20 protein-coding genes are annotated in these 26,857 nt (G+C 50.7%); 12 read left to right on the forward strand and 8 right to left on the reverse strand.

Annotation, left to right across the window (positions count from 1 at the left end; all coding sequences use genetic code 11):
* Positions 1-84: 84 nt before the first annotated feature.
* On the reverse strand, positions 85-1,296 hold the full coding sequence (locus tag ACTJJS_RS29580; protein WP_440667249.1) for a FecR family protein: 1,212 nt from the start codon (positions 1,294-1,296) through the stop codon (positions 85-87).
* 125 nt (positions 1,297-1,421) lie between these two features.
* Positions 1,422-2,006, reverse strand: a complete 585-nt coding sequence (locus ACTJJS_RS29585) for an RNA polymerase sigma factor (protein ID WP_440667251.1) — start codon at positions 2,004-2,006, stop codon at positions 1,422-1,424.
* Positions 2,007-2,123: 117 nt separating this feature from the next.
* Between ACTJJS_RS29585 and ACTJJS_RS29590 the strand changes: the two genes are divergently transcribed.
* Entirely contained in the window at positions 2,124-3,551 is a 1,428-nt protein-coding gene (locus ACTJJS_RS29590) for a glycoside hydrolase family 30 protein (RefSeq protein ID WP_440667253.1), read from the forward strand.
* Positions 3,552-3,657: 106 nt separating this feature from the next.
* On the forward strand, positions 3,658-4,617 hold the full coding sequence (locus ACTJJS_RS29595; RefSeq protein ID WP_440667255.1) for an MBL fold metallo-hydrolase: 960 nt from the start codon (positions 3,658-3,660) through the stop codon (positions 4,615-4,617).
* A gap of 21 nt (positions 4,618-4,638) precedes the next feature.
* Here ACTJJS_RS29595 and ACTJJS_RS29600 read toward each other — a convergent pair whose 3' ends face one another.
* Complete coding sequence (locus tag ACTJJS_RS29600; protein ID WP_211092744.1) at positions 4,639-4,986, reverse strand: winged helix-turn-helix transcriptional regulator; 348 nt, start codon at positions 4,984-4,986, stop codon at positions 4,639-4,641.
* A 54-nt stretch (positions 4,987-5,040) separates the two neighbouring features.
* Positions 5,041-6,204 carry a trypsin-like serine peptidase gene (locus tag ACTJJS_RS29605; RefSeq protein WP_440667257.1) on the reverse strand — a complete coding sequence of 388 codons (1,164 nt, stop codon included), beginning with the start codon at positions 6,202-6,204 and terminating at the stop codon, positions 5,041-5,043.
* A 364-nt stretch (positions 6,205-6,568) separates the two neighbouring features.
* Between ACTJJS_RS29605 and ACTJJS_RS29610 the strand changes: the two genes are divergently transcribed.
* On the forward strand, positions 6,569-8,557 hold the full coding sequence (locus tag ACTJJS_RS29610) for a hypothetical protein (RefSeq protein WP_440667259.1): 1,989 nt from the start codon (positions 6,569-6,571) through the stop codon (positions 8,555-8,557).
* A gap of 14 nt (positions 8,558-8,571) precedes the next feature.
* Positions 8,572-9,258 (forward strand): hypothetical protein, encoded by a 687-nt coding sequence (locus ACTJJS_RS29615; RefSeq protein WP_440667261.1) that lies wholly within the window; start codon positions 8,572-8,574, stop codon positions 9,256-9,258.
* A gap of 30 nt (positions 9,259-9,288) precedes the next feature.
* Here ACTJJS_RS29615 and ACTJJS_RS29620 read toward each other — a convergent pair whose 3' ends face one another.
* Positions 9,289-11,679 (reverse strand): TonB-dependent receptor domain-containing protein, encoded by a 2,391-nt coding sequence (locus ACTJJS_RS29620; protein ID WP_440667263.1) that lies wholly within the window; start codon positions 11,677-11,679, stop codon positions 9,289-9,291.
* 176 nt (positions 11,680-11,855) lie between these two features.
* Here ACTJJS_RS29620 and ACTJJS_RS29625 point away from each other — a divergent pair, with 176 nt between their 5' ends.
* From ACTJJS_RS29625 to ilvD, 4 genes are all read left to right on the forward strand, one after another.
* Entirely contained in the window at positions 11,856-12,842 is a 987-nt protein-coding gene (locus tag ACTJJS_RS29625; protein ID WP_440667265.1) for a sensor histidine kinase, read from the forward strand.
* Positions 12,839-13,537 (forward strand): LytR/AlgR family response regulator transcription factor, encoded by a 699-nt coding sequence (locus ACTJJS_RS29630; protein WP_440667267.1) that lies wholly within the window; start codon positions 12,839-12,841, stop codon positions 13,535-13,537. Before ACTJJS_RS29625 ends, ACTJJS_RS29630 begins: the two co-directional genes overlap by 4 nt.
* Before the next feature lie 83 nt (positions 13,538-13,620).
* The gene (locus ACTJJS_RS29635; protein WP_440667268.1) at positions 13,621-14,187 is read left to right on the forward strand and encodes a Crp/Fnr family transcriptional regulator; all 567 of its coding nucleotides are present in this window, start codon (positions 13,621-13,623) and stop codon (positions 14,185-14,187) included.
* Positions 14,188-14,216: 29 nt separating this feature from the next.
* Positions 14,217-15,905: a dihydroxy-acid dehydratase gene (gene ilvD / locus ACTJJS_RS29640; protein WP_440667270.1), complete on the forward strand. Its 1,689-nt coding sequence runs from the start codon at positions 14,217-14,219 to the stop codon at positions 15,903-15,905.
* On the opposite strand, the gene ACTJJS_RS29645 is transcribed toward ilvD, so the two are convergent.
* The 3 genes from ACTJJS_RS29645 to ACTJJS_RS29655 are packed head-to-tail and all read right to left on the reverse strand — an operon-like array spanning position 15,900 to position 17,975.
* The gene (locus ACTJJS_RS29645) at positions 15,900-16,703 is read right to left on the reverse strand and encodes a helix-turn-helix domain-containing protein (protein WP_440667272.1); all 804 of its coding nucleotides are present in this window, start codon (positions 16,701-16,703) and stop codon (positions 15,900-15,902) included. The genes ilvD and ACTJJS_RS29645 overlap by 6 nt on opposite strands.
* A gap of 21 nt (positions 16,704-16,724) precedes the next feature.
* The gene (locus ACTJJS_RS29650) at positions 16,725-17,126 is read right to left on the reverse strand and encodes a GlcG/HbpS family heme-binding protein (RefSeq protein ID WP_440667273.1); all 402 of its coding nucleotides are present in this window, start codon (positions 17,124-17,126) and stop codon (positions 16,725-16,727) included.
* 60 nt (positions 17,127-17,186) lie between these two features.
* Positions 17,187-17,975, reverse strand: a complete 789-nt coding sequence (locus ACTJJS_RS29655) for an SDR family oxidoreductase (protein WP_440667275.1) — start codon at positions 17,973-17,975, stop codon at positions 17,187-17,189.
* Positions 17,976-18,216: 241 nt separating this feature from the next.
* Between ACTJJS_RS29655 and ACTJJS_RS29660 the strand changes: the two genes are divergently transcribed.
* The 4 genes from ACTJJS_RS29660 (at position 18,217) to ACTJJS_RS29675 (ending at position 26,854) form a co-directional block, all read left to right on the forward strand.
* Positions 18,217-18,993 carry a phytanoyl-CoA dioxygenase family protein gene (locus ACTJJS_RS29660; RefSeq protein ID WP_440667277.1) on the forward strand — a complete coding sequence of 259 codons (777 nt, stop codon included), beginning with the start codon at positions 18,217-18,219 and terminating at the stop codon, positions 18,991-18,993.
* Between the two features lie 307 nt (positions 18,994-19,300).
* Positions 19,301-21,802 carry a glycoside hydrolase family 95 protein gene (locus ACTJJS_RS29665; RefSeq protein WP_440667279.1) on the forward strand — a complete coding sequence of 834 codons (2,502 nt, stop codon included), beginning with the start codon at positions 19,301-19,303 and terminating at the stop codon, positions 21,800-21,802.
* A gap of 197 nt (positions 21,803-21,999) precedes the next feature.
* Complete coding sequence (locus ACTJJS_RS29670; protein ID WP_440667280.1) at positions 22,000-25,125, forward strand: SusC/RagA family TonB-linked outer membrane protein; 3,126 nt, start codon at positions 22,000-22,002, stop codon at positions 25,123-25,125.
* Between the two features lie 25 nt (positions 25,126-25,150).
* Positions 25,151-26,854, forward strand: a complete 1,704-nt coding sequence (locus tag ACTJJS_RS29675) for a RagB/SusD family nutrient uptake outer membrane protein (RefSeq protein WP_440667282.1) — start codon at positions 25,151-25,153, stop codon at positions 26,852-26,854.
* Positions 26,855-26,857: the final 3 nt, after the last annotated feature.

Below are 26,857 nucleotides of genomic sequence, written 5' to 3' on the forward strand. Positions count from 1 at the left end.
GCTTCCGGTTTTTTTATGTCCTGTATGGGTAAAGGGATTGGTGGAAAGTTAAGGACCCATAAGTGTATCAGTTTTAGTGGAATATCAGGGCGATACGATAATCTGCCTGTCTTTGACCTCAAAATGTACCTCTCCGGTCATCTCCAGTATTTTCAGCACCTGTGACACCGGTACGTTCCGGGGTATGATACCGCGGAAGTGTGCAGGCACCGGCGCGGTGAACACCACGTCCACATTGTACCAGCGGGCTATCATACGCATCACCGAAGCCGCGTCGTTGCCTTCCAGCTGGATGTAGCCGTTTTTCCAGGCCACTGCTTCTTCTGTATTGACATGTTGCTGAAGCGACAGCTGGTCATGTTGTTTATCCAGCTGTGCTCCCTGTCCCGGCGCCAGCTGTTTGCTGTTGCCGTTGCGGCTTACTTTCACTGCGCCTTCCAGGAGCGTTGTTTTTACCACTGATTCATCGGCGTAGGCCATAATATTGAACTGTGTGCCCAGTACCGCCACTTCCATGCTGTCGTTATGCTGACCGGTGCGCACCGTTACCTTAAAAGGCCTGGTGTTGCGGGCCACTTCAAAGTAGGCTTCCCCGTTCAGTTCCACCTGTCGGGCGGCGCCTTTGAAGGCCACCGGATATTTCAGGGAGCTGGCAGCGTTGAGCCATACTTTGGTGCCGTCCGGAAGAGTTACCTGGAACTGGCCGCCGCGGGGCGTGCGCAGGGTGTTGAATTGTAAGATGTCCGGTTGGCCTGACGTAGCTGCGTACAGGAGCTGTCCGCCTGCCGGCTGACTGATTTTGGTGTTGCCTTGTTGTGTGAGCGTTCCGCTGGCGGCGCTATCGAGCGGCAGTTCCGTGCCGTCTGCCAGGATGAGCATGGCTTTATTGCCTCCGGGCGCCACGTCCCGCTTCACCGGCGAAGAGGCCACTATGGCTGGTGAATGCACCTTCGGCCGCAGGAGCCAGTACAAGCCGGCTGAGAGCAGCAACAATACCGCGGCGGCGGCTGGTATCCAGCGCAGGCGGCGCTGCGGACGCAGCGGCACAACGTTGTCTGTATGTTCCGGCTTATCGGCCGCCAGGATACGGCTGGCAACATCGTCCCAGTAGTCCTTGTCATAACCGGCGATGGCGCCGTCCGGCAGTTGCTCCAACAGCAGCGCTTCCACCTGGCGTGTCAGCACGCCGCTGTCATCTTCCCTGATCAGCACGGACAGTTCCTGCAGCTCCGCCGCAGTGGCATTTTGTTGCAAAGCCTGCCCCAGCAGGTAGGTAAGGCGGTCTTGTGTAGACAAATGGCAATCGTTTTTGACAGTTTAAACGTGGTTGATTTTGGTATGTTCTTCAAACGTGAAATACCCCCTCTGATAAAACAGACGCGCGAGCGGACATTTAGGACCTATCGAAAGAAAAAAAATTTTCACACCCGTAAAAGCCAGAGGACGAGGACGGGGAAAAGCATGCCGGATTGCTCCAGATGCTTGCGGATGGCGTGTAAAGAGCGCACAAGCGAATTTTTTACGGTATTGGGCGACAAAGACAGCTGCGCGGCGATTTCCGGTATTTTCAGTCCCTGCTCGCGGCTCAACAGGTAAATACGCCTGGCCTGCGGTGGTAGTTGCTGTACCGCCACGCCCACCTGCTCTTTCATAAAAGCATAGGCGATGTCTTCTTCCGGGCTAAAGACCGGCTCATCCGGCATCATCGTGGCCATGGCCTTGTGGTGTACCGCCTTTTTCCGCAGGTAAGTGAAGCACTGGTAAAAAACGATGCGCATCAGCCAGGAACGGGGCTGTTCTATCTCTTTCAGCTTGTCACGGCTGATCCATAAACGAAGAAATGTTTCCTGGAGAATGTCTTCCGTTACCGAAGCGGTTTTGGTGATATGCTGCGCCATGGCTCGAAACTGGGGCGCATACAGGTGAAAGAGCTCCCGGAAGGCCATTTCATCGCCTTCGGAGATCAGTTGAAAAAGTTCCTTGTTATCATGTGAGTTCGCCTGCATGCGGGACTGCCTTCCTGCTAAAGTAGCAAAATAATTGAAAGTTCTGTCCCGCGGTACACACTCCCGCAATTTAAAATCTTTTTATATTTTCCCGCCCGATATAAGAAAGATAATTTTATGAAAAGATATTCCACGTTATTGTTCGGCAGTATCGCCACCGTTTTCACTGCCTGTTCCGGCAGCAAACATATCTCCCGCCATGCTGACCCTTCCGTTATTGAGGCCTTTGTCACCAGCAGTGACCAGCAATACCTGTTAAAAGAACAAACCGGCCTCCGTTTTTCCGGAGCTAACGCCAACGGCTATACTACAATAACGATAGACCCGTCACAAACGTTCCAGCCGGTGGAAGGTTTCGGTTATACCCTCACCGGTGGCAGCGCGCAGCTGATCAACGCCATGAGCACCACGGCCAGGCGACAACTGCTGCAGGAAATTTTCGGCACCGGCAGTCTTCAACTTGGCGTCAGCTACCTGCGGATCAGTATCGGCGCTTCCGACCTGAACGCGACCGTTTTTTCCTATGACGACAGGCCCGCCGGGGAGACAGACGTTCCGCTGGCGCATTTCTCCCTTGCTCCCGATATGGCCGGCGGCACCGGATTGATACCGCTGCTGAAAGAGATACTGCGCATCAACCCCAAACTGAAAATCATGGCCGCTCCCTGGAGCCCGCCTGCATGGATGAAAGACAACGGTTCCTCCAAAGGAGGTTCGCTTCTTCCTAAATATTATGAAACGTATAGCCGGTACTTCATAAAGTATATACAGGCCATGGAAGCCGCGGGCATCCGCATAGACGCAATTACGCCGCAAAATGAACCGTTGCATCCCGGTAATAATCCCAGCCTGAAAATGCTGGCGGAAGAACAACGCGATTTCATTAAGGACCATCTGGGGCCGGCATTCGCCTCCGCCAACATCCGCACCAACATCGTGGTGTATGATCATAACTGCGACCGTCCGGATTATCCGCTGACCATCCTGGCAGATACCGCAGCAGCCAGGTACGTGCATGGCAGCGCCTTCCACCTGTACGCCGGAGATATCAGCGCGCTGACGACCGTACACAACGCGGCTCCCGATAAAGCCATCTATTTCACCGAACAGTGGACCGGCTCCAAAGAAACATTCGACAACAACCTCCGCTGGCATATTAAAAACGTGATCATCGGCGCCATGCGTAACTACAGCCGCACGGCGCTGGAATGGAACCTCGCCAATGACACCGCCTACAAACCACATACGCCCGGCGGCTGCACCCAATGCAAGGGCGCACTCACCATCAACGGCGACCATGTTGCCCGCAACGTGGCTTATTATATTATCGCACATGCGTCCCGGTATGTGCCGGCCGACGCTGTCAGGATCGGCAGCAACAACGAAGGCAGTTTCCACAGCGTGGCCTTCAAAAGACCTGATGGCAAAAAAGTGCTGATCGTATTCAATGACAATAACGCCGAAGCGTCGTTTAACCTTCGTTATCAGGACCAGCAGGCAGTAGTGGTTTTACCGGCAGCCAGCGTAGGCACTTATATTTTTTAGGAAGATCATAAAATAGTGGTTACCTCCGGGTATCCACTATCTACTCAACGGTCTCTTTTAGAAACCGCCTCGTCTTAATTTTGTACTCACAAACCAAAACAAGTTTATGAGAAACAACAGACGATGGAAATTCACCCTTGGCATGGGCATATGGTTACTGGGCACTTCTTTTTATTCAATGGCCCAATCCGCCCACTATGCCGTTAAAGTAGGCGATATGTCCGTCACCGCTTTGCTGGACGGCACCATACCCATTGATGCGACAAAACTTTTTGCCGGCGCAGCACCGGAAAAGATAACGCAGCTGCTGGACAATTCATTCCTGAAAAACCCTGTAGAACTTAGCATTAATGCGTACCTGATACAAGATGGCGGGAAAAAGATTTTAATAGATGCCGGCTCGGGAGAGCTCATGGGCAAGTACGGCGGTAAACTGACAGAAAGCCTGCAACAAGCCGGTATCCAACCGGAAGAGATCACTGATATCCTCATCACCCATGTGCATGCCGATCATTCCGGCGGCCTGGTGGTGGCCGGAAAAAAAATGTTCCCGAATGCTGTCATCCATGTACACCAGACAGAAGTGGATTTTTGGCTCAATGCTAAAAACAAGGCGGCAGCAGACCCCAAACATATGGGCGCTGACCCGCAAACCTTTACCAATGCAAAAAATGTACTGACGCCTTACCTGCAAAACAACCAGGTAAAAACATTCAGCAAAGAAACGGAGGTACTGCCGCATATCGTGGCCATACCTTATCCCGGCCATACACCGGGGCATACCGTTTATGTGTTGAGCAGTAAAAATGAAAAGCTGTATTTCTGGGGCGATATGATCCATATGTCTGCGGTACAACTTCCGGCCCCTGCCCTGCCCGATCATTTTGACGTGGACGTGGCCGCACAGCAGAAAAACCGTAAAACGTTCTACAATAAGGCTGCGCAGGAAAAACACCTGATTGCTGCCGCCCACATCTCTTTCCCGGGTATCGGGCACCTTCAGAAAAACGGGGATAGTTTTCTCTGGATACCTGTTCCTTTTAGTCTCGAGGGAAGAACAAAATAACACACAACCCGCCTGATGACATCATACGGCGGGTTTGCTTTTTTTAGGGCGTTTGTGGTATTTCAGGTCCCACAACGTCAGCTGGTTGAGTATTTTCAGGAGGTCAACGCCTTTTTCCGTTAAGGTGTATTCTACGCGCACCGGTGTTTCATTAAACGCTTCACGCAACACAATGCCATCTTCCACCAGCTCTTTCAGCTGCTCCGTCAGTACTTTCTTCGATATGATTTCAATCCGCGCGAATATCTCTCCGAAGCGGAGTTTCTTTAAACCGATCGTATAGATCACGATCGGTTTCCACTTTGTACCGATGGTGGCCATGGTACGGGTCATCGGGCAATTGTGGCAGATAAATATCTCATTCTTCATGAGGCTAAAGATACGGCAAGTAACGATGGTAGCGTATAGAGCGATATTATACTGTTATCTATTTAATCTATCGAAAGCATCCATAAATCTGAAAGCGCTGGTGACCGTCTCGCCTTCGCAACGCCAGTTTTCACATCTAAAGGAAATATTGCATTTTTTCTCCGTTATAAAACTGAAATCCCGGATGCCACCTGTCAGTACTCCGATGACAGAATCTTTAGCAAACACAGGCGAACCGGAATCTCCCGTATAGACGTCCAGGTTACACAAGAAACCACCGTATGACAACAGCGAACGCACCGCCGCTCTGGAAGCCACCTTCACGGGAAGCCCCAATCCGTAGCCAATAGAATAAATAGAATCTTCCTCCGCGGGAATTCTCCTGGAAACACGCATTATCTTTTCCTTTGACAACGGCTTGTCCACTTCCACAATCGAAAAATCCAATATTGAATCCCTGCTCATCACGCGCCTGATCTTTAATACATCTTCTCCCTTTATCAATACATTGGCTTTCAGGGAATCCTGCATAGAAAAGCCAAATACTATACAATAACGTCTATAATTGCTATTGTCTACGCAATGGCCGGCTGTTATCATCACTCTTTCCCCGATGGCAAAACCGGTACAATGGCTGTCTACCACCGGCTGAAAGGCAAAGTGTTCATTATCGCAGACCGTATGCCATGATTGCAGGCTTCCGCTTTCCCGCAATGTATAATTGCCATGCGGCGCTTTTGTCAACATGTTGGTGTCAATGATAAGGCCTACCCTGCCTGCCAGTTGTTTTATATCAGCAGACATCCTATAAGGGTCCACCCGGTCATCCTCTCCATATGTTCCATAGACCTTCAGCTTTTCCCGTTGTATCTGGTCTATAGAGATGAGCAGCTGCCGCTCCGTTAACCTGCGCAGCCCTTTCCTCTTCAGCAGAAACGGCGGTAAGGTATCCAGGCCGGGAATTTCCTGTCCCCGGTTGTTTCTCCTGAGCAACAGTTCCGTATATAGCTCTTCATAGGAATACTGCTGCCGTATAAACGCAGGGGAGGTCAGCTCCAGCATGGGGCTCATATCCAAATCGCCCGGACGCATCAACGCAGTATCGTTCCCGGGCACTAAGGCGACAGAATCTACAGCAGGAGGAGTTGGAGTGGCTTCGTGATTATTACAGGAAACAAATAGCCATACAGTAAAAAATACAACGATAGTTCGTTTCATGGTATTGGGGGGTTAATTAAAAATACACTATTTTAGTTACAAAATAACCGTCGACCTATTTCTGATATTCCTACAACATAAATCACATTTATAGACACCCAAAACCACTCCGATGAAAGGTATTTTTCCCCTATGCCTTTGGATGGCTGCTATGGTCATGCCCTGTCATGTGTCCGCACAATGGCCGCCGAAGAGCACATCCCGGCTAATTAACATCGAAATCAACAGCAAGGGGGCACTTATCAGTCCACTTCCTGTTACGCTTAATCCAACGGATAAAATTCAGTTTACTGTTCTCGGTTCAGACGCGGGGGATGTGGGACATATAAATGCATACCAACAAGCTTTGGTCGAATTTAAGAAATTGCTAAATAGTACAGCTGAGTACCTTCCGGCGTACAAGGCCTGGTTCAGTGATCCCACACAAACTGACGACGTGCAGGTACAGGAAATTGATAAAACGATCGCGTACTTGAATACACCGGACGAAGTACACCTGATAGCGCTGGCATCCAACCAACTGTTGCCGGTGCCCCGCAGCGATTTCGCATTCCCCGCAAGCCGGATCACTATCAATTATCCGGGTAAAAACCCAATCAACCTTCGACTATACCCGACAGACACCGGCGTTATTTCTGCCCCCTTTGCGGTAGATACGCTGGGGTACTTTAAGGCTGGCCAAACATTTACTTTTGAGATAACGCTAGTTGACAAATATAAAGAACTGGTCCTCGATCATTTCAACAAAACGCATGGCTATTTCCAGCGGGACGGAGAAAAAAACTGGCACCAGTTAATGAAAACGCTTCTCCTCCATAGGCTCTTAATGGACAGTGTAACAGCTATCATGCAGGATCACGCCGATGGAAAAATTAATGATGCCGCCTATAAAGACAGCATACAGAAACGGTGTACCCAGATTAATCAGGTCGACAAACTGTTAACTCAACTGAAGGATTCAGACAACAACCGTTGGTTAGCCAGCTGGCTCTGGTATACCGGCGGCAGGCCGAGGTTTAATCCGTTTGACTTTTCTGATGGCCAACCGCTTAAGTCTTATGCCGCTATAAATCTTAAAGCTGACACCTCTCAATACTTTGACAGTTTTATCACTGCGGTCAACAACGCGATAGAACAGCAACGCCTGCATCCCGGGCCTGGTAGTCCGGACACCATTTTGATGCTGATTGAAAAGAAAAAACAGGGAGAGGTAAAATTAGTCGATAAGAGCGCCAGCCTTTCATTTATTGAAAAACAAAATAATAAGGCAGATGCGTTCAGCCAATCCGAAAAAGTCCTCTATAAAGGCGTCTTGTTAATCAGCACAAAAGATCAACTAAGATATACAAGGTACCATGACAGGCAGAAAGGGTATATACTCTCTCAAAAATCGCCCAGGGACTATCCAGAGGACTATGCCATGCATATTGGTTTGGTAAATATTCCGGGAAACAAAATAGTCACGCTGGAGCAGCGCCTATCCGACTTCACGGAGAAGGCAGAGTTTTCAACGCAGCTACAGGAGAGCCTTGGCGCCCTATCCACCGGAAAATCCACGGTAACTGATGCTGCTAAGGTCATTACCGCATTCCTTGCCACCGCTGAAAATACTGCCGCGTTGCACGCAGTCATTAAAAAAGCGGCAGCAATGGGAGGTGCCGCGCCTTGTATTTATGCAGCCCAGCATACCTGGGAGTTGTATCATTTTGTCAAGACTAAATACAACGGAGACTTACCCGTACCAGAAAAGCTCACTCCCCAAACAGACAGCAGCCAATACCAATACACCACCATCCTTGCCGGTCAGGACGACAAAGCCGCTCCTTTCACCAACGAATACAGCATTATAGAACGTCTCGCATCAGACACCAGCAAAAAACAGATCGCCAAAGGGTTCCGCTACAACGTAGGCAAGCTCCGTTCCTTCGCCATCGGCGCCGGACTGGCCTTCGGCTTCTCACAGGTAAGACAGGTCAACGTGGATTCCGTGGGCGCGCTCTCTACCACTACCGATGCCGCCAGGGCTAAGTTTATTGTGGGACTGAAATATTACCCTTTCAAAACTTTCCTGAGAGACAATGGCATCTGCCCCAGGTGGCCGGAGCGCCGCTTTTCCCTGTTCGGTGGCTTTGAAGTACTGGACCCGCTCAACAATCTCTATCTCGGCATAGGCTATGATATTGTTCCGGGCCTGAACGTGAACGCGGGCGCCAACTTCTACCGCCAAAACTACTACCGCATACAAAACGACAGAATCCTCGACAAGTCCGCCCGGATGCCAGCTGTCGGCTATCTGGCCGTCACACTGGATCCGGAAGTTGTAGTGGACCTCATCAAATTAATGGCAAAGTAAAACAGCAACCCGACATGAAAACAATTCTCTCCATACTTACTGTCATTGCTTTTGTTTATCTGCTGTCCAACTGCGGAAAGAAGGAATTTGACGATATCAGCGGCAACAAAAAATTGTCCGGCCGCGTATACCTCATTGATACGCTTGGAACGGTGCAGGAACCACAGCTGCTCAAAAGTAAAAAGGTCTATATCCGTTACGATGGCACCGCTGCCAGTGACTACCTGTATTCGGTCGTCAGCGGTGCAGATGGTTATTTCACCTTCACCAACCTGTCTGCCCGGTCCTATACGGTATTTACAGAAGAAGTGCGCGCAGGTATTAAATATACAGACGCCCAACCCGTTGATCCCGGGCAAAAGGACTCCATCATATTGCGGTTAAAACCTGACACCTTGCAGCAACGGCTGTTAAACCTGATCGTGACGGACAAAAACAAAGAACGGGTCTCGGGCTCCATTGTCTACATATACGGCAGCCAGCTGGTGGCCGACAATGATACCGCCATTACAGGCGCCGGTGCTATCGTTACAGACACCACCGGCATTTATGGCAACAAATTACGTATAGGCCTCGGCGATGGCAAATACTACTTTAAAGCGAAACGGGTATTGTCAGACACCATACTGCGGTCTCCTACCCTGGTGAGCATGACCATCGCCGGCAACGGTCTCCGGGACATCAGCATCCCGGTCCAATAAACCGCTGCTGCTGAACGGAGCAGGAAGCAGCTAGTTTGTCCTGTTCCGTTCATCTTCATTACCAAAATCACGCTGTTTAAACTGAATATTGCTTTTGCCGAATTTATAACTCAGCGAAACCCTGAACCCTCTGGTATCACCATAACTGCGAACGGTGTTTTTAATGCCGTTGGAATAATACGTGATGAGCGGCCGTTGGGCGTTCAACAGGTCCTCACCGGTAACGGTCAGTGATAACTTCTTGTTGGCCATCAGGAACTTCACTGATACATCCAGGATATTCATCGTGGAAATATGGAAGATCTGGTAACGGCCCGGCAGCTGCAACGCATAATTGACACTGAAGAAGAGCGTCTTCGGCTTGTTCAGGGTAAAGTCATTGTTCGTATAACAGTAACCGTTATATCCGTCTGTTGAGGCGATAAATGCCGAGCTGGATTTAACATGCTGATAGTTCACGTTAAAACCGGTGAAGCTGCTCCACCACGGCCACGGGCTCACGTTATAATAAGTGGAAAATCCCAGCTGATACGTATTGCCATAATTCACGGGCGTCTGCCGGGTGATATTGGTCACGCTGTCCACAATAGAAAGCTCCTGCCCGAAATCAGTCACCTTTGAATAGTAGACGGCACTTACCCACTGCTGGTTTCTCACATAAGACAGTTCCAGGTTATCGATATACGAAGGCTTTAAGAACGGATTCCCTTCGGAGTAGAAATAAGGACTGGTACGGACAACAAACGGGTTCAGGTAATCAAAGTCCGGCCGGCGGATTCTGCGGCTGTAGTTGAGCGAGAAAGAATTTTTCTCATCAGGCACATACGTTACATATGCGGTGGGAAACAACTGCATATACCTGTTGGTGTTAGTCTGGTCCAGGTTTTTGGAATAACCTTTGGTTTGCGTGGCTTCTGCCCGTAAACCCAGCTGTGTTTCCCATTTCACGCCCAGCTTCCTGTTGGCAGAAAAATACAACGCCTCATTATATTCCTGGTAGTTAAAAACATTGGACTGATTGGTATTGAACACCGGGCTTCCGGTGTGATGGTCATATACCACCAGGTCGTTGTTGGTATTGGTATAGGAGACTTTGCCACCAAAGCTGACGTTCGCCCAGGCGTAAGGCAGGGACACATCCAGCTTGCCGGAGTAGTTATTGATTTTGTTGGCATTGGTGTTGGTGGAAGAGAAAAATGTGCCAGGCACAATGCTTTTGTCTGCGGCCAGTTCATTGCCGCTAAAGAAACGGCCGTCTTTTTTACGATAGCTGAAAAAGTCAACGTCCACGGTAATACGTTTTCCCTGCGAATCCAGTGCGAAAGCGTGGTACCAGTTAAGGGCGTTCATATTGGGTTGGTTATTGGCGTCAGCATTTGAGGCGATGTAGCCATTCACTGCTTTTTCTGTATTTCCGAAGCGGGTGGTCAGCGGGCTGTTCTCCGATGTTTTATCGGTAAAGCTGCCGAGGTATTTAATGCCGGTGGTCCATTTGGCCGTTAATTTATAGTCGATGCCCAAACCGGCGCTGAGCACATTTGTTTTGGACCGGTTGCTGATATCCTGCTGCCATTGTTCGTGCGGGTAAAATATCTGTCCTTCGGAAGTAGTCAGCAGTTGCTGTGTGCTTTTGCTGAGAGAAGCCTGCAAGGCGATTTTCCCGTGATTGTAGTTAAACAGTCCCTGGAGGCTTGCACCACCGTAGGTTTTCTGCGTATAGGCGGCGCCGATACTGGCGTCCCATGAATTAGCCCTGGCTTTTTTCAGTTTGATGTTGATCAACCCGCTGTTGCCTTCGGCATCATATTTTGCCGGTGGGGCAGTGATCACTTCTATGCTTTTAATGTTATCTGCCGGAATGGATTTCAGGAAAACGGCCAGGTCTTCGGCAGACATGCGCTGCAGATGGTCTTCCACCATCACCAGCACTTCCCCTTTTCCCACTATAGACACATTGTCCTGCTGCACCCTTACGCCCGGTGTGGCTTTCAGCGCGTCCAGGGCGGTGCCGCCGGTAGGCATGACCGCCTTCTCCACATTGAAGACCAGCCGGTCCACCTTTTGCTCCACCAGTTTCTTCGCAGAAGTGATGGTAACGCCCTGTAACTCCGTTCCCTCGTGGATTTCAATCGTTCCCAGGTCCATATCCCTGTCCAGCACCATCTCCCTGTCGAGGCCCGTATTCCCGAACTGCCTGATGACCAACCGGTAGGCGCCCTTCGGCGCTTTGAGGGAGAAACGGCCCAAACTGTCTGCCATGGCCTGTGCCGCCGGCACCGAATCCTGCTTTAGCAACCCCGCATATACGAAACCTACGGCTTCCTTACGTTGGTTGACAACCTTGCCGCTGACAGAAAATTGCTGGCATAATGCCTGGGAACCATATAAAACCGCTACCAGTAAAAAGAGTATTTGCTTCATGTGCTGTGATTAAATGTGGCACAAAACTGCGTGGTTTAGCTGCTTTCAGCTACTTTTATCGACAAACCCCTGCCGTTTTCCGACGAACCCGGTTTTGTATCTTTTGGGAAATGGATAGCTTTGTAAAAAACAGGCTAATGCTATATCGGGGCACATTATCGGGAAAAAGGGAATTATTGGTCCATGTTGTATTCTGGATACTGACCGCTTATTTCACGTTCGTTAAAAATCCTTTCTACGCCAAAATACTCGTGCCCGATCTGTTTTACACCACCTACGTGATCGTATTTGTGCTTACTTTCTACTTCCACTACTTTATTGTGATGAAGCAGGTGTTCAAATCATTCCGGTGGACAAAGCTGCTGGCAGGCCTGTTTATCTCCTATCTGTTCTTTACCGGCGCGAGATGGTTAACAGAGCAGGTGATCACCGGGGTACTGTTTAACCAGACAAACTACACCGATCCCACGTTTCTCAATTATATGCTGGACAACCTGCACTACAGCAGCATGCCCATTATCTTCAGTTCCTTTCTCTGGCTGGGCATCTATTTCATCCGGTTGCTGGAGTATAACAATACCATCCTGGAAGAAAATAAAAACACGGAGATCAAGTTCCTGAAGGCCCAGATCAACCCTCATTTTATCTTCAATACGCTGAATAATATCTACTCCATGGTTTATTTTCAATCGGACAAGTCTCTGACGGCGATTGAAAAGCTCAGCCAGGTAATGCGGTTCACCACATACGAATCGCAAAAAGAAAAAATCCGGCTGGCAGATGAGATCAGCTACATCCAGGCATATATCGAACTGGAACAACTACGGCACCAGGAAACCGGTTTTATACATTTTACCAGCCAGGTGGAGAATGAGCGTATTGAAATCCCTCCCTATATCCTGTCACCGCTGGTGGAAAATGCGCTGAAACACGGGGCCACGTCTGGCGAAACGCCCATTGAGATAACCCTCACCGCCAATTATCAACAGCTCATTTTTAAAACGTTTAACGAGATCGGCACCCAACAAAAAGACAAGCTGGGCGGCATAGGACTTGATAATCTGAAAAAACGGTTGCAAATTCATTATCCCGGCGCGCATCAGTTACACCTGACCCGCGACAACAACCGGTTCACCGCCGAACTGCAAATTCAACTTCCATGAAGAAAAAGATAAACTGTATCATATTAGACGACGAGCCGTTTGCCGTGAAACTGATTGCGGACTACGCCTCCAAAGTACCGCAGCTGAACGTGCTGTACGCCGACAGTGACGTGTACAAGGCCATTGAAGTGCTGAACAGGGAAACGGTGGACCTGATTTTCCTGGATATCCAAATGCCACAACTGACGGGCATCGAACTCATGCAGCTGTTCAATCAAAAACATAATTTCATCATCATCTCCGCCTATGCTGAATATGCACTGGACGCATTTCAGTTTCATGTAGTGGATTTTCTGCTGAAGCCGGTCACCTTTAACCGGTTTTACCAGAGCGTGGAGAAGTACTTCCGCTGGCAGGAAACCTTCCAGCCTGCGGAGGGCACCGATAATTCCCTGTTTGTAAAAGCTGACCGCAAACATTATAAAATCGCCACTGACGATATTCTGTACATCGAAGGGCTCAAAGATTATATCCGGATACATACCACGGAGGAAAAGATCATGGTATTGGAAACGATGAAAGACATCCTTGAAAAGCTGCCACCGAAGCTGTTTGTCCGTATTCACCGCTCCTACATCATCCCGCTGAACAAAATCAGGGTCATTGAAGGAAATCAAATTCAGATGGTTGACGGCACTTTTCTGCCTATCGGAGAAACCTACCGCAAACTGGTGGGAGAATGGACCACCAGATAAGATGACGCCTTCTCCCGATTTTGATGAAGGTCAATGCTTTTGAGTATTATTTATCAGAAATTTGGCACCGTAATTCATTCACCATGATGACAGTACTTGCGGACCTGATACAGGCAAAAGCAAAGCTGGACGAAGTTCAGCTGGAAGCGGCGATGGCCTGCTTTAAGCCGGTCACTGCCAAAAAGAACGACCTGTTACTCAGCGAAAACCAGGTCGCCGATAAGTTATATTTTATTAGTAAAGGGTGTCTCCGCCTGTATTACCACAACGAAAACCACGGCCTCTCCACCCGGTTTATGGCCTTTGAGCATACCTTTCTCACCTCTATCGTCAGCTTTATTTCGGGAAAACCCGCCCCGGAGTATATCCAGGCAGTGGAGACATCGGAACTGCTGGCCATCTCCCACCATGACTTCTTCCGGCTTCGGGAAACTATTCCGGCATGGGACAAAGTCTATATCTATATTCTCGAGTATGGGTTGACGGTAGTCACCTCCAAACTCAGCAGCCTACTGACACAGAATGCCTCAGAGCGGTACCGCAGCCTGTTACAGAACAACCCGGAACTGGTGCAGCGGCTATCCAATGCCAACCTGGCCTCCTATCTGAACATATCCCCTGAAACCCTCAGCAGGCTGAAGTCACATTAGTCATCAACCTATTATTTCAAAAAATATTTATGAGAAGCGATGAAGTAAAAAAAGGTCATCAGCGAACGCCTCACCGTTCCCTGTTGCGGGCCACAGGCCTCAAAGACGAGGATTTTTCCAAACCATTTATCGGAGTGGCCAATTCTTTCATAGAAATCATTCCCGGCCATTTCTTCCTGGATAAGGTGGCAGACATCATCAAAGATGAGATCAGGGCAAACGGCTGCGTCCCATTCGAGTTCAACACCATCGGCATCGACGACGGCATCGCTATGGGACATGACGGGATGCTCTATTCCCTTCCCAGCAGGGAGCTGATCGCCAGTTCAGTGGAGAGCGTGATGAATGCACATAAGCTTGATGCCATGATTGCCATCCCCAACTGCGACAAAATAGTTCCGGGCATGATCATGGGCGCGCTGCGGGTGGACGTGCCTACCGTTTTCGTTAGCGGCGGCCCCATGGCCAAAGGCTATACGAAATCGGGCACTCCGATCGATCTGGCCACTGCATTTGAAGCAGTCGGACAACACGAGGCCGGCAAAATAACAGCCGAACAGCTGTTGGACATTGAATGCAATGCCTGTCCCGGCGCCGGCAGCTGTTCCGGCATGTTCACCGCCAATTCCATGAACACCCTGATGGAAGCGATGGGCATCGCACTGCCGGGCAACGGCACCATACCGGCGCAGACAAAAGAGCGCGAAGCCCTTTACAGGGCGGCTGCCCGGCGGATTTGCGAGATCGCGAAAGATTCCGCGGCACGCGAACAGTTCAAACTAAAAAATATCCTGAACGCAAAAGCCGTCAGAAACGCTTTTGCCGTAGACATGGCGATGGGCGGAAGCACCAACACCGTGTTGCATATGCTCGCCATCGCCCATGAAGCCGGGGTTGATTTCCAGCTGAAAGACATCAATACGATTTCCCACAACGTTTCGCATATCGCCAAAATATCTCCCAGCCTGACGACCGTCCACATGGAAGATATCAACAGGGCGGGCGGCGTAAATGCGGTAATGAAAGAAATCAGCAAACGCGGCACTGAAGTGCTGGCAGACAATCTGACCATTACCGGGGAAACACTGCTGGAAAGAATTGCCAACGCGGAGATCGCAGATGAAAACATCATTCACCCTATTCACAATCCCTACAGCGCTGTGGGCGGCCTGGCCATCCTTTATGGCAACCTGGCCACCGAGGGGGCAGTCGTTAAAACAGCCGGCATTACCGGCTCCCGTGTTTTCACCGGTAAGGCCGTATGTTTCGACGGACAGGCAGATGCGGTAGCTGGCATCATGATGGGAAAAGTTCAGGCAGGTGACGTGGTAGTGGTCCGGTATGAAGGCCCCAAAGGCGGACCGGGTATGCAGGAGATGCTGACGCCGACGAGCCTGCTAATGGGCATGGGCCTGGGAAGCACCGTAGCGCTGGTAACAGACGGGCGGTTTAGCGGCGCCACACGCGGCGCGGCCATCGGACACGTATCGCCGGAAGCTGCGGAAGGCGGTATGATAGGGCTGCTGCAGGACGGCGATGAAATACATATCGACGTGGACAAGTACATACTGTCCGTCAACCTGTCTGATGAGGAGATCACCAACAGAAAAGCTGCATTTGTGCCGGTCAGGAAACCCTTGTCGTCCAGGTGGCTGGGCCAATACCGGGCGTTGGTGACAAATGCGGCCAATGGCGCTGTTCTGCGGACGGACTTATAGTGCTGAAGTTGTAACACCATACTTCTGCCTGAACGCAAAATAAAAGTGGGACAGGTTTTCAAAGCCCAGGTCCAGGTAGAAGTCCGCCGGCCTTTGTTGTTTATGCCTGATGAGGTAATGTGCTTCCTCCAGCCGTCTTTCTTTCAGCCATATTTTAGGGGTGGTGCCGAATGTTTTCGCGAAATCACGTTTAAAGCCGGAGAGGCTTCGCCCGGTCAGTCTGGCCAGGGTGGCCACCGGAACGTTGAACATATAGTTCTGTTGCATAAACTCCTGCAGGTCTATTTTGTGCGGCTCCGAAAAATCAAACAGCAGGTTTTTGAAATCCGGATTGCTTTGCAGCAGCAGTTCTATGGCCTCTCTGATTTTCAGGTCTGCCAGTTTGGGAGTAGCTTGTTTAGTGCGGTTAACATAAGGGGACAGCGACAGAAAATAACTCTTGAAAAACTCGTCCGGTTTGAAGAACAGTTTTTGATTGTTCCTGTATCCCTTACTGACGCTGATTTTGTTTTCCGCCGCGTAGCGCCGCAATGCCTCTGTATCGAGTGTGATAGCCAGGAACTGATAGTTTCCTTCTTTGGAGGGATATTTAATGGTGCGGATGAGCTGATTTTTAGGGACAAACACCACGGTATTTTCCCGGATGATGGCCTGACCATCAGCATGGAACGCATGTGTCTCCCCTGCGAGTTGAAACCCCAAAAAATGTTCGGGTATAAACTCTTCATGTCCTCTGTACTTTTCAAAAGCGCAGGAATAGACAAACCTGTCAAATATGATTTCAGATGTTGCTTCCATAATACGAATATCGCGGAAATCCTAAAGATTTCCGCATGCCCCGGCCATGGCAATTTCTTTGTCCTGTTCCGGTGTGCCACCGGACGAGGCTATGGCGCCAATGATATTTCCTGTTTTGTCTTTTATGGTGACACCGCCTGCAATGGTCAGCAGGCCGTCATTGGCATTGATCATGCCGTATCCGTTCATACCGGCGCCGGCAATGATGGCGCCCATGACATCGGTGTCCACGCCAAACATGACCGCCGTTTTAGCTTTTTTCACAGCGAAGTCTGCCACGCCATATACGCTGTTCCAACGCCCGAAAGCCACCAGGTGGCCGCCGGCGTCCACCACGGCGATGCTTACCGGCGTGTTCAGTTCTTTTGCTTTTTCTATGGCGGCCGACAAAGCATTTACCGCACTGTCATATGTAATATTCATCTTTTGTTTTTTTATGGTGGATGATAAAAGAAATGCACAGGCAAATGCCTGTGCATTGCCCTAACTTTTTACTGACCAGGCGTCACTTTGCAGTTGTTTCACAAAATCTTCTGTTTCTTTCGGATGCACGTTTCTAAAGTTAGGGGTTTCGTCAAGCGCCACATTTACAATGACGTCTGCCATGGATTCGGGGTTTAATTGATGTGCGAGGGAGTCAGCAACTCCATCGAATGCGCTTGCCGGCGTGAAATTAACGGCCGGATCATACCAGCGGCCAATGGAATCCGCTCCCCGGTCGTTAAAGCCTGTCCCGAAAACACCGGGATTACAGGTGGCAATTTTAATATTAAACGGGGCCAGTTCTGTTTTCAGTCCCTCTGCAATAGCTTCCAGCGCGTGTTTGGAAGCACAGTATGCCGCCACGTAAGGCACGGTCCACAGACCTCCCATAGAGGACGTGAATACTATCTTTCCTTTCTTCTGTTGGATGAATTTTTTAATGAACCCCTGTGCCAGTTCCAGGGCGCCGAAAAAATTCACATCGAACATGGAGCGTACCAGTTCCAGCGGTTGTTCCGCTATAGGACCGCCTTCCATAATACCTGCGTTGCTGATTAAAATATCGATGTCATATTTTTTAAGCACATAGGCGATATCGCGGGAGTTGGTCACGTCCAGTTTGTCTACCGTGAGTTCTATGCCTTTTTCCGCCGCTTCGCGGATCAGGTCGCTCATTTGCGGATATACCTGCGTTGTGGCAATGACGTTATTTCCTTTTTCCGCCAGTTTAAACGCGGCAATTTTGCCAAACCCGCTGGCTGCACCTGTTATTAAAATGGTTTTGCTCATATACCGAGAGAATTAGTACACCACAAAGTTGAACAAACCAGTTACAAAATAGCTTGGTGAAACGTCCAAAGATATATTGCTGAGAAGACCGGGCGGGGGTGTTTTCGAAAGAATTGACTTTTTTGCCTATTTTTAGGGTTATGAGGATGACACCAACACTTTAATACTTCTTCTTTTGTACTGTAGCGCGCCTGATCACAGGTGTGATATAATTCTATTTGTTCATGCTCATCATTTTTTTATGGAAGAAGTATTCAATGCAACCCAGATAAAACAGTTTATTGAAAAAGGTTTTATTCGTATAGACGATGCCTTTAGTACCGCCCTTGCTGCTGAGGTACGGGATATTTTGTGGAACGACCTTGGCGTTGGTCCTGACCCGTCTGCCTGGAAGCAGCCCGTTATCCGGCTGGGCATGTATTCCCAGCCCCCTTTTGTACAATCAGCCAATACACCGGTATTGCATACCGCTTTTGACCAGCTGGTGGGAAAAGACAGGTGGCTGCCTTGCAGGAGCATGGGTACTTTCCCGGTTCGTTTTCCATCCGTGGAAGATCCGGGAGACACTGGCTGGCATGTAGATGCCAGCTTTGGCGATAATCAGGTGAATTATCTTGAGTGGCGGGTCAACTGGCATTCCAGGAACAGGGGGCTGCTCATGTTGTTCCTGTATTCCGATATCGGAGAGGACGATGCGCCGACAAGGCTTCGTGTGGGGTCGCACCTGGACATTGCCCGGCTGCTGCAACCGGCCGGAGAACAAGGGATGACTGTTCTAGAGATAGCGGCACAGCTTCCGTCGTTGCCGCTAAGGGAAGAAATAATCGCTGTCGGTAACGCCGGTACAGTATACCTCTGCCATCCTTTTCTGGTACACGCGGCGCAGGCACACCGGGGAAAAACGCCAAGGTTTCTGGCGCAGCCGCCGCTGCTGTTGAAAGACAGGCTGATGAAAATGGAACGGGCATGCCCCTACGCTCCTGTAGAAGAAGCTATCAGACTGGCATTGGGCAGCTAATACAGATGCGCATTTTTTCTTTAACACACAAAAGCCATGTAACTGAAGCCACTCAATCAAAAAGCCGTTCAAACTTTTGGATTCTCTTCAGGTTGCATGGCTTTTTGTATAACAATATACCTGAAAAATAAGCGTCGTTTTAACACTAGCACACTACGACCAGTCCCGTACATCGCCCATCCACAGCCATTTTGAATACTAATTGAGCAATTGCTGGTATTATTTTACCGGTAGAAGGAATTTGCTGCCGGCGATAGTATTTATTTTATAATTTTCTGTCAACGTCCCTGAAAAAAACAATCGATTGATGTATCAACCAATACGTTCCGCGTTCAGAAACTATATCTGGTTCACCGGATTGATGTTTGCCACTACCACAGCCACTGCGCAAGCGCAGACGGGCATCATGCCTGCTGCCGAAAGGACTGCCAGCATCACCGCCCGTTGGGACGACAGGGCGCAATGCAGCGGTCAGGCCGGCAAGCCCGACGGGCCTGTATTGTGGTACCGCCGTCCCGCACGCGTATGGGAAGAGGCTCTGCCGGTAGGCAACGGCCGCATGGGCGCCATGATATTCGGCGGTGTAGCGGACGAACGGATACAGCTAAACGAAAGTACATTATGGGACGGCTACCCGAGGGACGCAGACAATCCCGAGGCCTTAAAAGCATTGCCGGAAGTAAGACGGCTGCTGTTTGAAAACAAAAACAACGAAGCCGTAAAACTCGCCAGCAAAACCATGCTGGGCGTGCCCGAAAGGATAAAACCATACCAGTCGCTCGGTGAGCTGTGGCTCGATCAACCGACTACCAGCGCAGAGAACTACAGTCGCAGCCTCGATGTTTCCACCGCCGTGGCCACCGTAAAATACACTGCTGACGGCGTAACCTATACCCGGGAAAGTTTCGCCTCTTTCGTTGATAACGCCGTCGTAGTAAGATTTACCGCCAGCGCGCGTGACAAAATAAACTTCCGCTTTACGCTTAAACGGCAGCAGGACGCACAATGCGTTCCCGATCCGAAAGATGCTACCGCGCTTCTGCTGGAAGGCCGGCTACCCATTAAAGACACCACCGGAAATCCCCGTGGGATAAGGTTTGCAGCCCGCGCGAAAGTCGTGAACAATGGCGGCCGTGTTTACATCAACAACGGCATCCTGTATGTGGAAAATGCCACCGATGTCACTTTATATATAACCGGTGCCACCAATTACCCCGGGTTGAAAAACCTGGCCAAAGGTGTTACCACCGTTAGCACCGACCCGGTACAACAAAGCAGAACTTATGCTGCCGCAGCAGCTGCCAGGACATATACCGCTTTAAAATCAGCGCACATCGCAGCTTATAAAAAGTATGCCGACAGGATGACGCTGGATTTTCATACAGGCGACACCGTAGCCGCCGCGTTGCCTACCGACGAACGGCTGGAATATGCACGCCGCACGGGCAGTCCCGATGCCGGCCTCGTAGCCTTGTATTTTCAGTTTGGCCGCTACCTCCTTATCTCCAGTTCCCAACCGGGGCATATGCCTGCCAACCTGCAGGGACTCTGGGCCTGGCAGATGACGCCGCCATGGAATGCAGACTACCATACCAATATCAACGTACAGATGAACTACTGGCCGGCTGAAATCACCAACCTGAGTGAACTGCACCAGCCGCTGTTTGATCTGGAAGAAGCGCTCGTCAAACCCGGCGCACGCACCGCGCGGCAAACCTACGGCGCCAAAGGCTGGGTGGTACATCACCTGACCGACGCCTGGGGATTCACCGCACCCGCCGACGGTCCCCAGGGTATATGGCCTATGGGCGCGGCATGGCTGGCACAGCATCTTTGGGAACATTACTGTTATACCGGCGATAAAACATTCCTGTCACAACGGGGTTACCCGCTCATGAAAGGCGCAGCGGAATTTATGCTCGACTTCCTCGTGGAAGCGCCGGCAGGCACTGTATGCCCGGGCAAACTGGTCACCAACCCCTCCTACTCTCCCGAGAATGCGTTCCTGCTGCCCGATGGCACCAGCTCTGTATTTACCTATGGCGCCACCATGGACATAGAAATCATTCACGACCTGCTGAGCAACTGCATCGCTGCGTCCTCCACACTGGGCATAGATGCTGCTTTCCGGGAACAATGCGCTGCCACGTTAAAGCGGCTGGCACCGGTGCGTATCAGTCCCGCTACCGGCCGTATTATGGAATGGGCGGAAGATTACCCCGAAAAAGAGCCGCATCACCGGCATACCTCCCATCTTTTTGGCTTATATCCCGGCAACCAGATCACCATGGAGGGCACGCCTGAACTGGCCGCAGCAGCACGCAAAACACTGGAAGGCCGCGGCGATGACGGCACAGGCTGGAGCCTCGCCTGGAAAATCAATATGTGGAACCGCCTCCATGACGGCAACCACGCCTTCCGGCTGCTGTCCGGACTGCTCACCAAAAAAACACTGCCCAACCTGTTCGATAATCATCCGCCCTTTCAGATCGATGGCAACTTCGGTGCCACCGCCGCTATCGCAGAAATGCTGCTGCAAAGCCAGCACAGGAAAAGCGATGGCACCTTTGAGATCGCGCTGCTGCCCTCCCTGCCTGATGCGCTGGCATCCGGCCGTGTGACCGGCCTATGCGCACGCGGCGGATTCGTGATCGACATGGAATGGCAAAACGGAAAACTGCTGCATGCTACCGTCACCTCGAGGCTCGGCGGAAACCTGCATATTAAAACAAATGATTCGTCCGCCAGTTACATCACCCGGAAAAACGAAGTCATCAAACTCAACAGCCAATTATCTAAAGTCATGTAAAACCAAAACAATAATTTTTTCATCGTTTATGCAAACCTTTGCATAAATAAAACCAACAAACCAAACCAACATCGCCAGTATTCCAAACACGTTAGGAAAAAACTTTTAAACCTACAGAATGTACAACATGAGTAGCCTGACAGGCTATTCCGGGTATTGCTTTATCACCAGACATCTATCATTCAAAAAATCGTTTTATGGGAGGAATAGTAAAAACAACTATTGCCACAATGCTCTCCATTTGTGCTATGTTTATGCAAACGTATGCTCAACAAAACACCGGCCATGTAAGCGGAACAGTTAAAGACGCGGGCGGTTCACCACTTCCCGGCGCATCTGTGGAAGCGGTGTCCAACGGCCACCGCGTGAAAGTCGCCATCTCCGACAGCGTCGGTAAATTCACCTTCACCAACTTACCGGCAGGCAACTACACCTTCAGCTCCCGCATGATCGGCTACGACGCCAAATCATTTGCAGGATATAAAATCATCCAGGGCAAAAACCCGGAACTATCGCTGGTACTAACGTCTACCGTCAGTGAACTGACCAGCGTGGTGGTAGTGGGCTATGGCACCCGGAAAAGACAGGACGTTACCGGCGCAGTAGCCAAGGCCGACCTGCAGGTGCAGAAACAATCCCCCAACGCCAACGTGATGTCTTCTTTAAGAGGCACAGTGCCCGGTCTCACCGTCGGACAGGTGAACAGGGCCGGCAGCGACCCTACCCTGATGGTACGCGGCAGAAACTCCATCTCCGGCACTACCTCCCCGCTGATCGTAGTGGACGGCCTGATATACCGGGGATCGCTCACCTCCATCAACCCGTCAGATATCGCCAGCATCGACCTGTTGAAAGATGCCAGCGCTGCTGCCGTGTATGGCTCCCAGGCGTCCAACGGGGTGGTGCTGATCACCACCAAAAGCGGCGCCAGCGGGATAGACAAGCTCACGGTAGACTACAGCGGGTCCTACTCTATGCAGGAGATGACCAAAAAAGACATGAGACCTGCCTCCGGCGCCCAGTATATACAGAAGCTCGGCGACTGGTACCTTACCGAAAGCCGTGATCCCAACGATCCCACTAAAATGAACCCTAACTGGGACCCCACTACGAAAATGCCCGGCATAGAAGGCGACAACTATAAAAACGGTTATGAAGCCAACTGGTGGGACTTAATGACCAACTCCCGCCCCAGGATACACAACCATAACATCGGCTTGAGCGGAAGGTCAAAGAAGATCCGTTTCTATTTAGGTTATGGTTATTTTGATCAGGTGAACCTGGTTAAAAATGACGACTACCGGAGAAACAGCATCCGGCTCAACCTCGAAGCCAAACCCGCAGAATGGCTGACAGTAGGCGCACAGACAGGTTTGTCCATCAACGATTACAGCGGCGTGTCGCCCACATTCTCCGATATCATGTTCCTGAAACCGTACAACCTCCCCTTCGATCCTAAAACAGGCCAGATGCTGGAGTTCTACGCGCAAACCACTACGCCCACCGCGCTGGAAGTACTCAGGCGTTCCAGGGACCTGGACCGAAACATGAACATGATCGGTAACTTCTTCGTCAGCGTGGACATCCCGCAGGTCAAAGGACTGAACTACCGCGTGAACTTCGGTAACAACTACATCTATACGAACAGGTTCAACTACAATGCGCCTAACGTAGAAGCTACCGCCTACAAAACATACATGACCAATTATTTCCTGACGATAGACAACATCCTGACCTATAAAAGGGACTTCGGGAAACACGGTGTAGACCTCACTTTGCTGTATGGCGCGGAAAAAAACAAACATGACGGCAGCAGCACGTCCGCCGGCGGCATCACCAACGGCGTACTGTCCTACAACAGGCTGGACGTGGGCGATCCGGCACGGCTCACCGTTTCCAACGACATGGACATACTCCCCTGGCAGGAAACAGCGCTGTACCAAATGGCCAGGCTCTCATATTCGTTCGATAAAAAATATATCCTGACCGGTACGGTAAGAAGAGACGGTTTCTCCGGCTTCTCCGCCACCAACAAGTGGGCTACTTTCCCATCCCTTGCATTCGCCTGGCGCCTGAAAGAAGAAAACTTCCTGAAGTCTGCCAACGCTGTCAACGACCTGAAACTGAGACTGTCTTACGGCGCTACCGGCAACAGGACCGTCGGCCGCTACCAGACCCTTTCCCAGATGACCGTAGGATTGTCCAGCGGTTACCTCTACGGCACCTCCGGCGGCGCACAACTCGGCTCCTTCCTGAGCCAGTTGCCTAACTCCGGCCTGCGCTGGGAAACCACCAAATCGTTTAACACCGGCGTAGACTTTTCCTTCTTCGACAACCGGCTGTTTGGCTCACTGGACCTGTACTTCTCCAATTCCACCAACCTGCTGAACTCCAGGGCCACGCCTACCATCACCGGTTTCAACAGCTTCCTGATCAACATCGGTAAAATCCAGAACAGGGGACAAGAACTGAACATCACCGGCGTACCCGTGTCCAACAAAAACTTCAAATGGGAAGTGACCGCCAACTTCTTCCGGAACCGCAACAAAGTGCTGGACATCGACGGTACCAAAAATGACCTGATCAACGGCAGCGATCCGATATTAAGCTACTTTATCGGTCAGCCTTACGGCGTCGTATACGACTATAAGATCACCGGCATGTACCAGCTGGGCGAGCAAATCCCCGCCGGCCTCGCCGCACAAGGCTTTAAAGCCGGGCAATACCGCGTGGAAGATGTGAACGGCGATGGAAAGATCACCCCGGAGGACAAACAGATATTAGGCAAACTCGATCCGTCCTACAGCCTGGGCATCTCCAACAGCTTCCAGTACAAAGCATTCCAGCTGAAGTTTTTCATCAACACTATCCAGGGCGGCAAAAACGGGTACCTCGGCGCACCCGGCATTATGCTGCAAAACCCTGACAATATCCGCAACAATAACGGCTTTGTATACGACTACTGGACACCTAATAATCCGAATGCCAAATACAGAAGCATCGCAGCATATGTTGCCACGCTGGGTGAAAACTTCGGGCCTTATGTGTCCAGAAGCTTTATCCGCCTGCAAGACGTAACGCTGACCTATACCCTGCCCGAGGGCCTGCTGAGCCGCCTGAAAATACTCAAGGCAGCCAGCGTGTACGTGAACGCGCAGAACCTTCTCACCATTACCAAATGGGACGGCTGGGACCCCGAGTCCAATCCTTCATCCAGCCAGCGTTCATCGCTCGGTCTGAGAATGCCGGGTGGTATGGGCCTCGACCAAAACGGTTATCCCGTGATGAAGAACTACTCCCTTGGTGTAAACGTGACATTCTAATGCTTCAACCGTAAACTTTCAGAACATGAAACCAAAAATCTTCATATACCTCCTTTGTATCGGAGCAGCATTATCTTCCTGCAGCAAGAGTTTCCTGGATGAAGACCCGCTGTCTATCTATACACCGGACAACTCCCTGCAAACCTCCACGCAGTTCCAACAGGCCACCAACAATCTGTACAACGGCGTGCGCAACATCTACATGGGAAACATCAACCTGGATACATATTTCGGGCTGTATTACGCTACTGACTTCGCTTACAACGGCACCGACTATGACCCCGCCGCCAAGTTAAATGCCTATAAGGCCACCATGGTGCCCACCTATTTCATTCCCGGCAACATGTGGACGGCGTTCTATAAAATCATCACCAATGCCAACCTGATCATCAGCCAGGCATCTAAATCCACTAAGCTCAGCGATGCCGATAAAAACAGTTTCCTGGGCCAGGCTTTGTTTTTCAGGGCCTATTCCTACAACGTGCTGGCCAACCTGTACGGCGGCGTTCCCATTGAGCTGAACGAACTTTCCGGACCACGTTATGATTACGTGCGCGCCAGCCGCGAAGCCGTTTACCAGCAATGTAAAAAAGACCTGCAACAGGCCATCGGCATCTTGTCCGATATCAACCAGGTACCGGATGGCACCGTGAACAAACAGATCGCCAAACATGTGCTCACGGAGGTGCTGATCTCCCTGAAAGACTATGACGGCGCCATTTCCAGCGCTTCCGACGTCATTAACTTCAGCGGCGTGTCCCTGATGAACAGCCGCTTCGGCAGAAGGGCCAATTTACCCGGCGACGTGTACAGGGACCTGTTTGAATACAACAACCAGAACTACAGCACCGGCAACCACGAAGGACTGCTGGTGATACAAAGCACGCTGAACAACTCCGCCTCCGTGGGCGACCAGTCGGCCTGGGCAGTCGTTCCCAGTTTAACCGGCGTCAGGATCACAGAAGCCACCACTAAAACCAAAATGTCTATCCTGTTCAACGCCAAGTTTGTGGACAGCGTTTCGTCCAACGGTATCGGCTGGATACGCCCTACCTCCCATTTCTTCTATGAAATATGGACGCCTGGCGACATCCGTAACTCCTCCTACAATATCGTGCGGGACATCCGCATTTCCGGCGTGCCTGCCAACTCTCCGGACTATGGCAAATGGTACGTAAAAGACGGCTATAAAGCCAAAGTAGCGCCGGCGGACTTCAGGGACACCATCCGGAATTTTTATCCGGTGATCAGGAAGATGTCCCCTTCCGCAGGTGATTTTGTGTCTGTAGCCGGTCCTTCCATCCTCACCAATGTGACCAACCCCTTCGGTGGATTCTTGCTGAACGGCGCCTCCCGCCTGTTTATGCAAAAGTACATGGCCCGCGTGGCAGAAACTTATCTGCTGAGGGCAGAAGCCTATCTCGCCAAAGGAGACGCCCAAAAAGCAACGGACGATGTGAACGTGTTGCGGATCAGAGCGGGCGCCACACCAGCCACCGCGGCAGAGATGAACCTCGATTACATCCTGGATGAACGCCTGAGAGAGCTGTACATGGAAGAGTTCAGGGCAGTGACGCTTACCCGTCTGGGAAAACTCTACGACCGGGACAAAAAATACAACCCTAAGTCAGGACTGACGATTGAGCCATATCACAACCTGTGGCCAATACCTTCCACTGAAATCACACAGAACACCGGCGCAGTGCTGGAACAGAACCAGGGTTATTAATTA

It is taken from the genome of Chitinophaga sp. 22308 (genome assembly GCF_052045305.1).
GTDB lineage: Bacteria > Bacteroidota > Bacteroidia > Chitinophagales > Chitinophagaceae > Chitinophaga > Chitinophaga varians_A.

Excerpts from the sequence above, each read along its gene's own strand:
- ACTJJS_RS29660 (WP_440667277.1), top strand. The coding sequence starts at position 18,217 with ATGGAAGAAGTATTCAATGCAACCCAGATAAAACAGTTTATTGAAAAA.
- ACTJJS_RS29635 (WP_440667268.1), top strand. The coding sequence starts at position 13,621 with ATGATGACAGTACTTGCGGACCTGATACAGGCAAAAGCAAAGCTGGAC.
- ACTJJS_RS29655 (WP_440667275.1), bottom strand. The coding sequence starts at position 17,975 with ATGAGCAAAACCATTTTAATAACAGGTGCAGCCAGCGGGTTTGGCAAA.
- ACTJJS_RS29585 (WP_440667251.1), bottom strand. The coding sequence starts at position 2,006 with ATGCAGGCGAACTCACATGATAACAAGGAACTTTTTCAACTGATCTCC.
- ACTJJS_RS29595 (WP_440667255.1), top strand. The coding sequence starts at position 3,658 with ATGAGAAACAACAGACGATGGAAATTCACCCTTGGCATGGGCATATGG.
- ilvD (WP_440667270.1), top strand. The coding sequence starts at position 14,217 with ATGAGAAGCGATGAAGTAAAAAAAGGTCATCAGCGAACGCCTCACCGT.
- ACTJJS_RS29670 (WP_440667280.1), top strand. The coding sequence starts at position 22,000 with ATGGGAGGAATAGTAAAAACAACTATTGCCACAATGCTCTCCATTTGT.
- ACTJJS_RS29600 (WP_211092744.1), bottom strand. The coding sequence starts at position 4,986 with ATGAAGAATGAGATATTTATCTGCCACAATTGCCCGATGACCCGTACC.
- ACTJJS_RS29650 (WP_440667273.1), bottom strand. The coding sequence starts at position 17,126 with ATGAATATTACATATGACAGTGCGGTAAATGCTTTGTCGGCCGCCATA.
- ACTJJS_RS29645 (WP_440667272.1), bottom strand. The coding sequence starts at position 16,703 with ATGGAAGCAACATCTGAAATCATATTTGACAGGTTTGTCTATTCCTGC.
- ACTJJS_RS29590 (WP_440667253.1), top strand. The coding sequence starts at position 2,124 with ATGAAAAGATATTCCACGTTATTGTTCGGCAGTATCGCCACCGTTTTC.
- ACTJJS_RS29615 (WP_440667261.1), top strand. The coding sequence starts at position 8,572 with ATGAAAACAATTCTCTCCATACTTACTGTCATTGCTTTTGTTTATCTG.
- ACTJJS_RS29675 (WP_440667282.1), top strand. The coding sequence starts at position 25,151 with ATGAAACCAAAAATCTTCATATACCTCCTTTGTATCGGAGCAGCATTA.
- ACTJJS_RS29630 (WP_440667267.1), top strand. The coding sequence starts at position 12,839 with ATGAAGAAAAAGATAAACTGTATCATATTAGACGACGAGCCGTTTGCC.
- ACTJJS_RS29665 (WP_440667279.1), top strand. The coding sequence starts at position 19,301 with ATGTATCAACCAATACGTTCCGCGTTCAGAAACTATATCTGGTTCACC.
- ACTJJS_RS29620 (WP_440667263.1), bottom strand. The coding sequence starts at position 11,679 with ATGAAGCAAATACTCTTTTTACTGGTAGCGGTTTTATATGGTTCCCAG.
- ACTJJS_RS29605 (WP_440667257.1), bottom strand. The coding sequence starts at position 6,204 with ATGAAACGAACTATCGTTGTATTTTTTACTGTATGGCTATTTGTTTCC.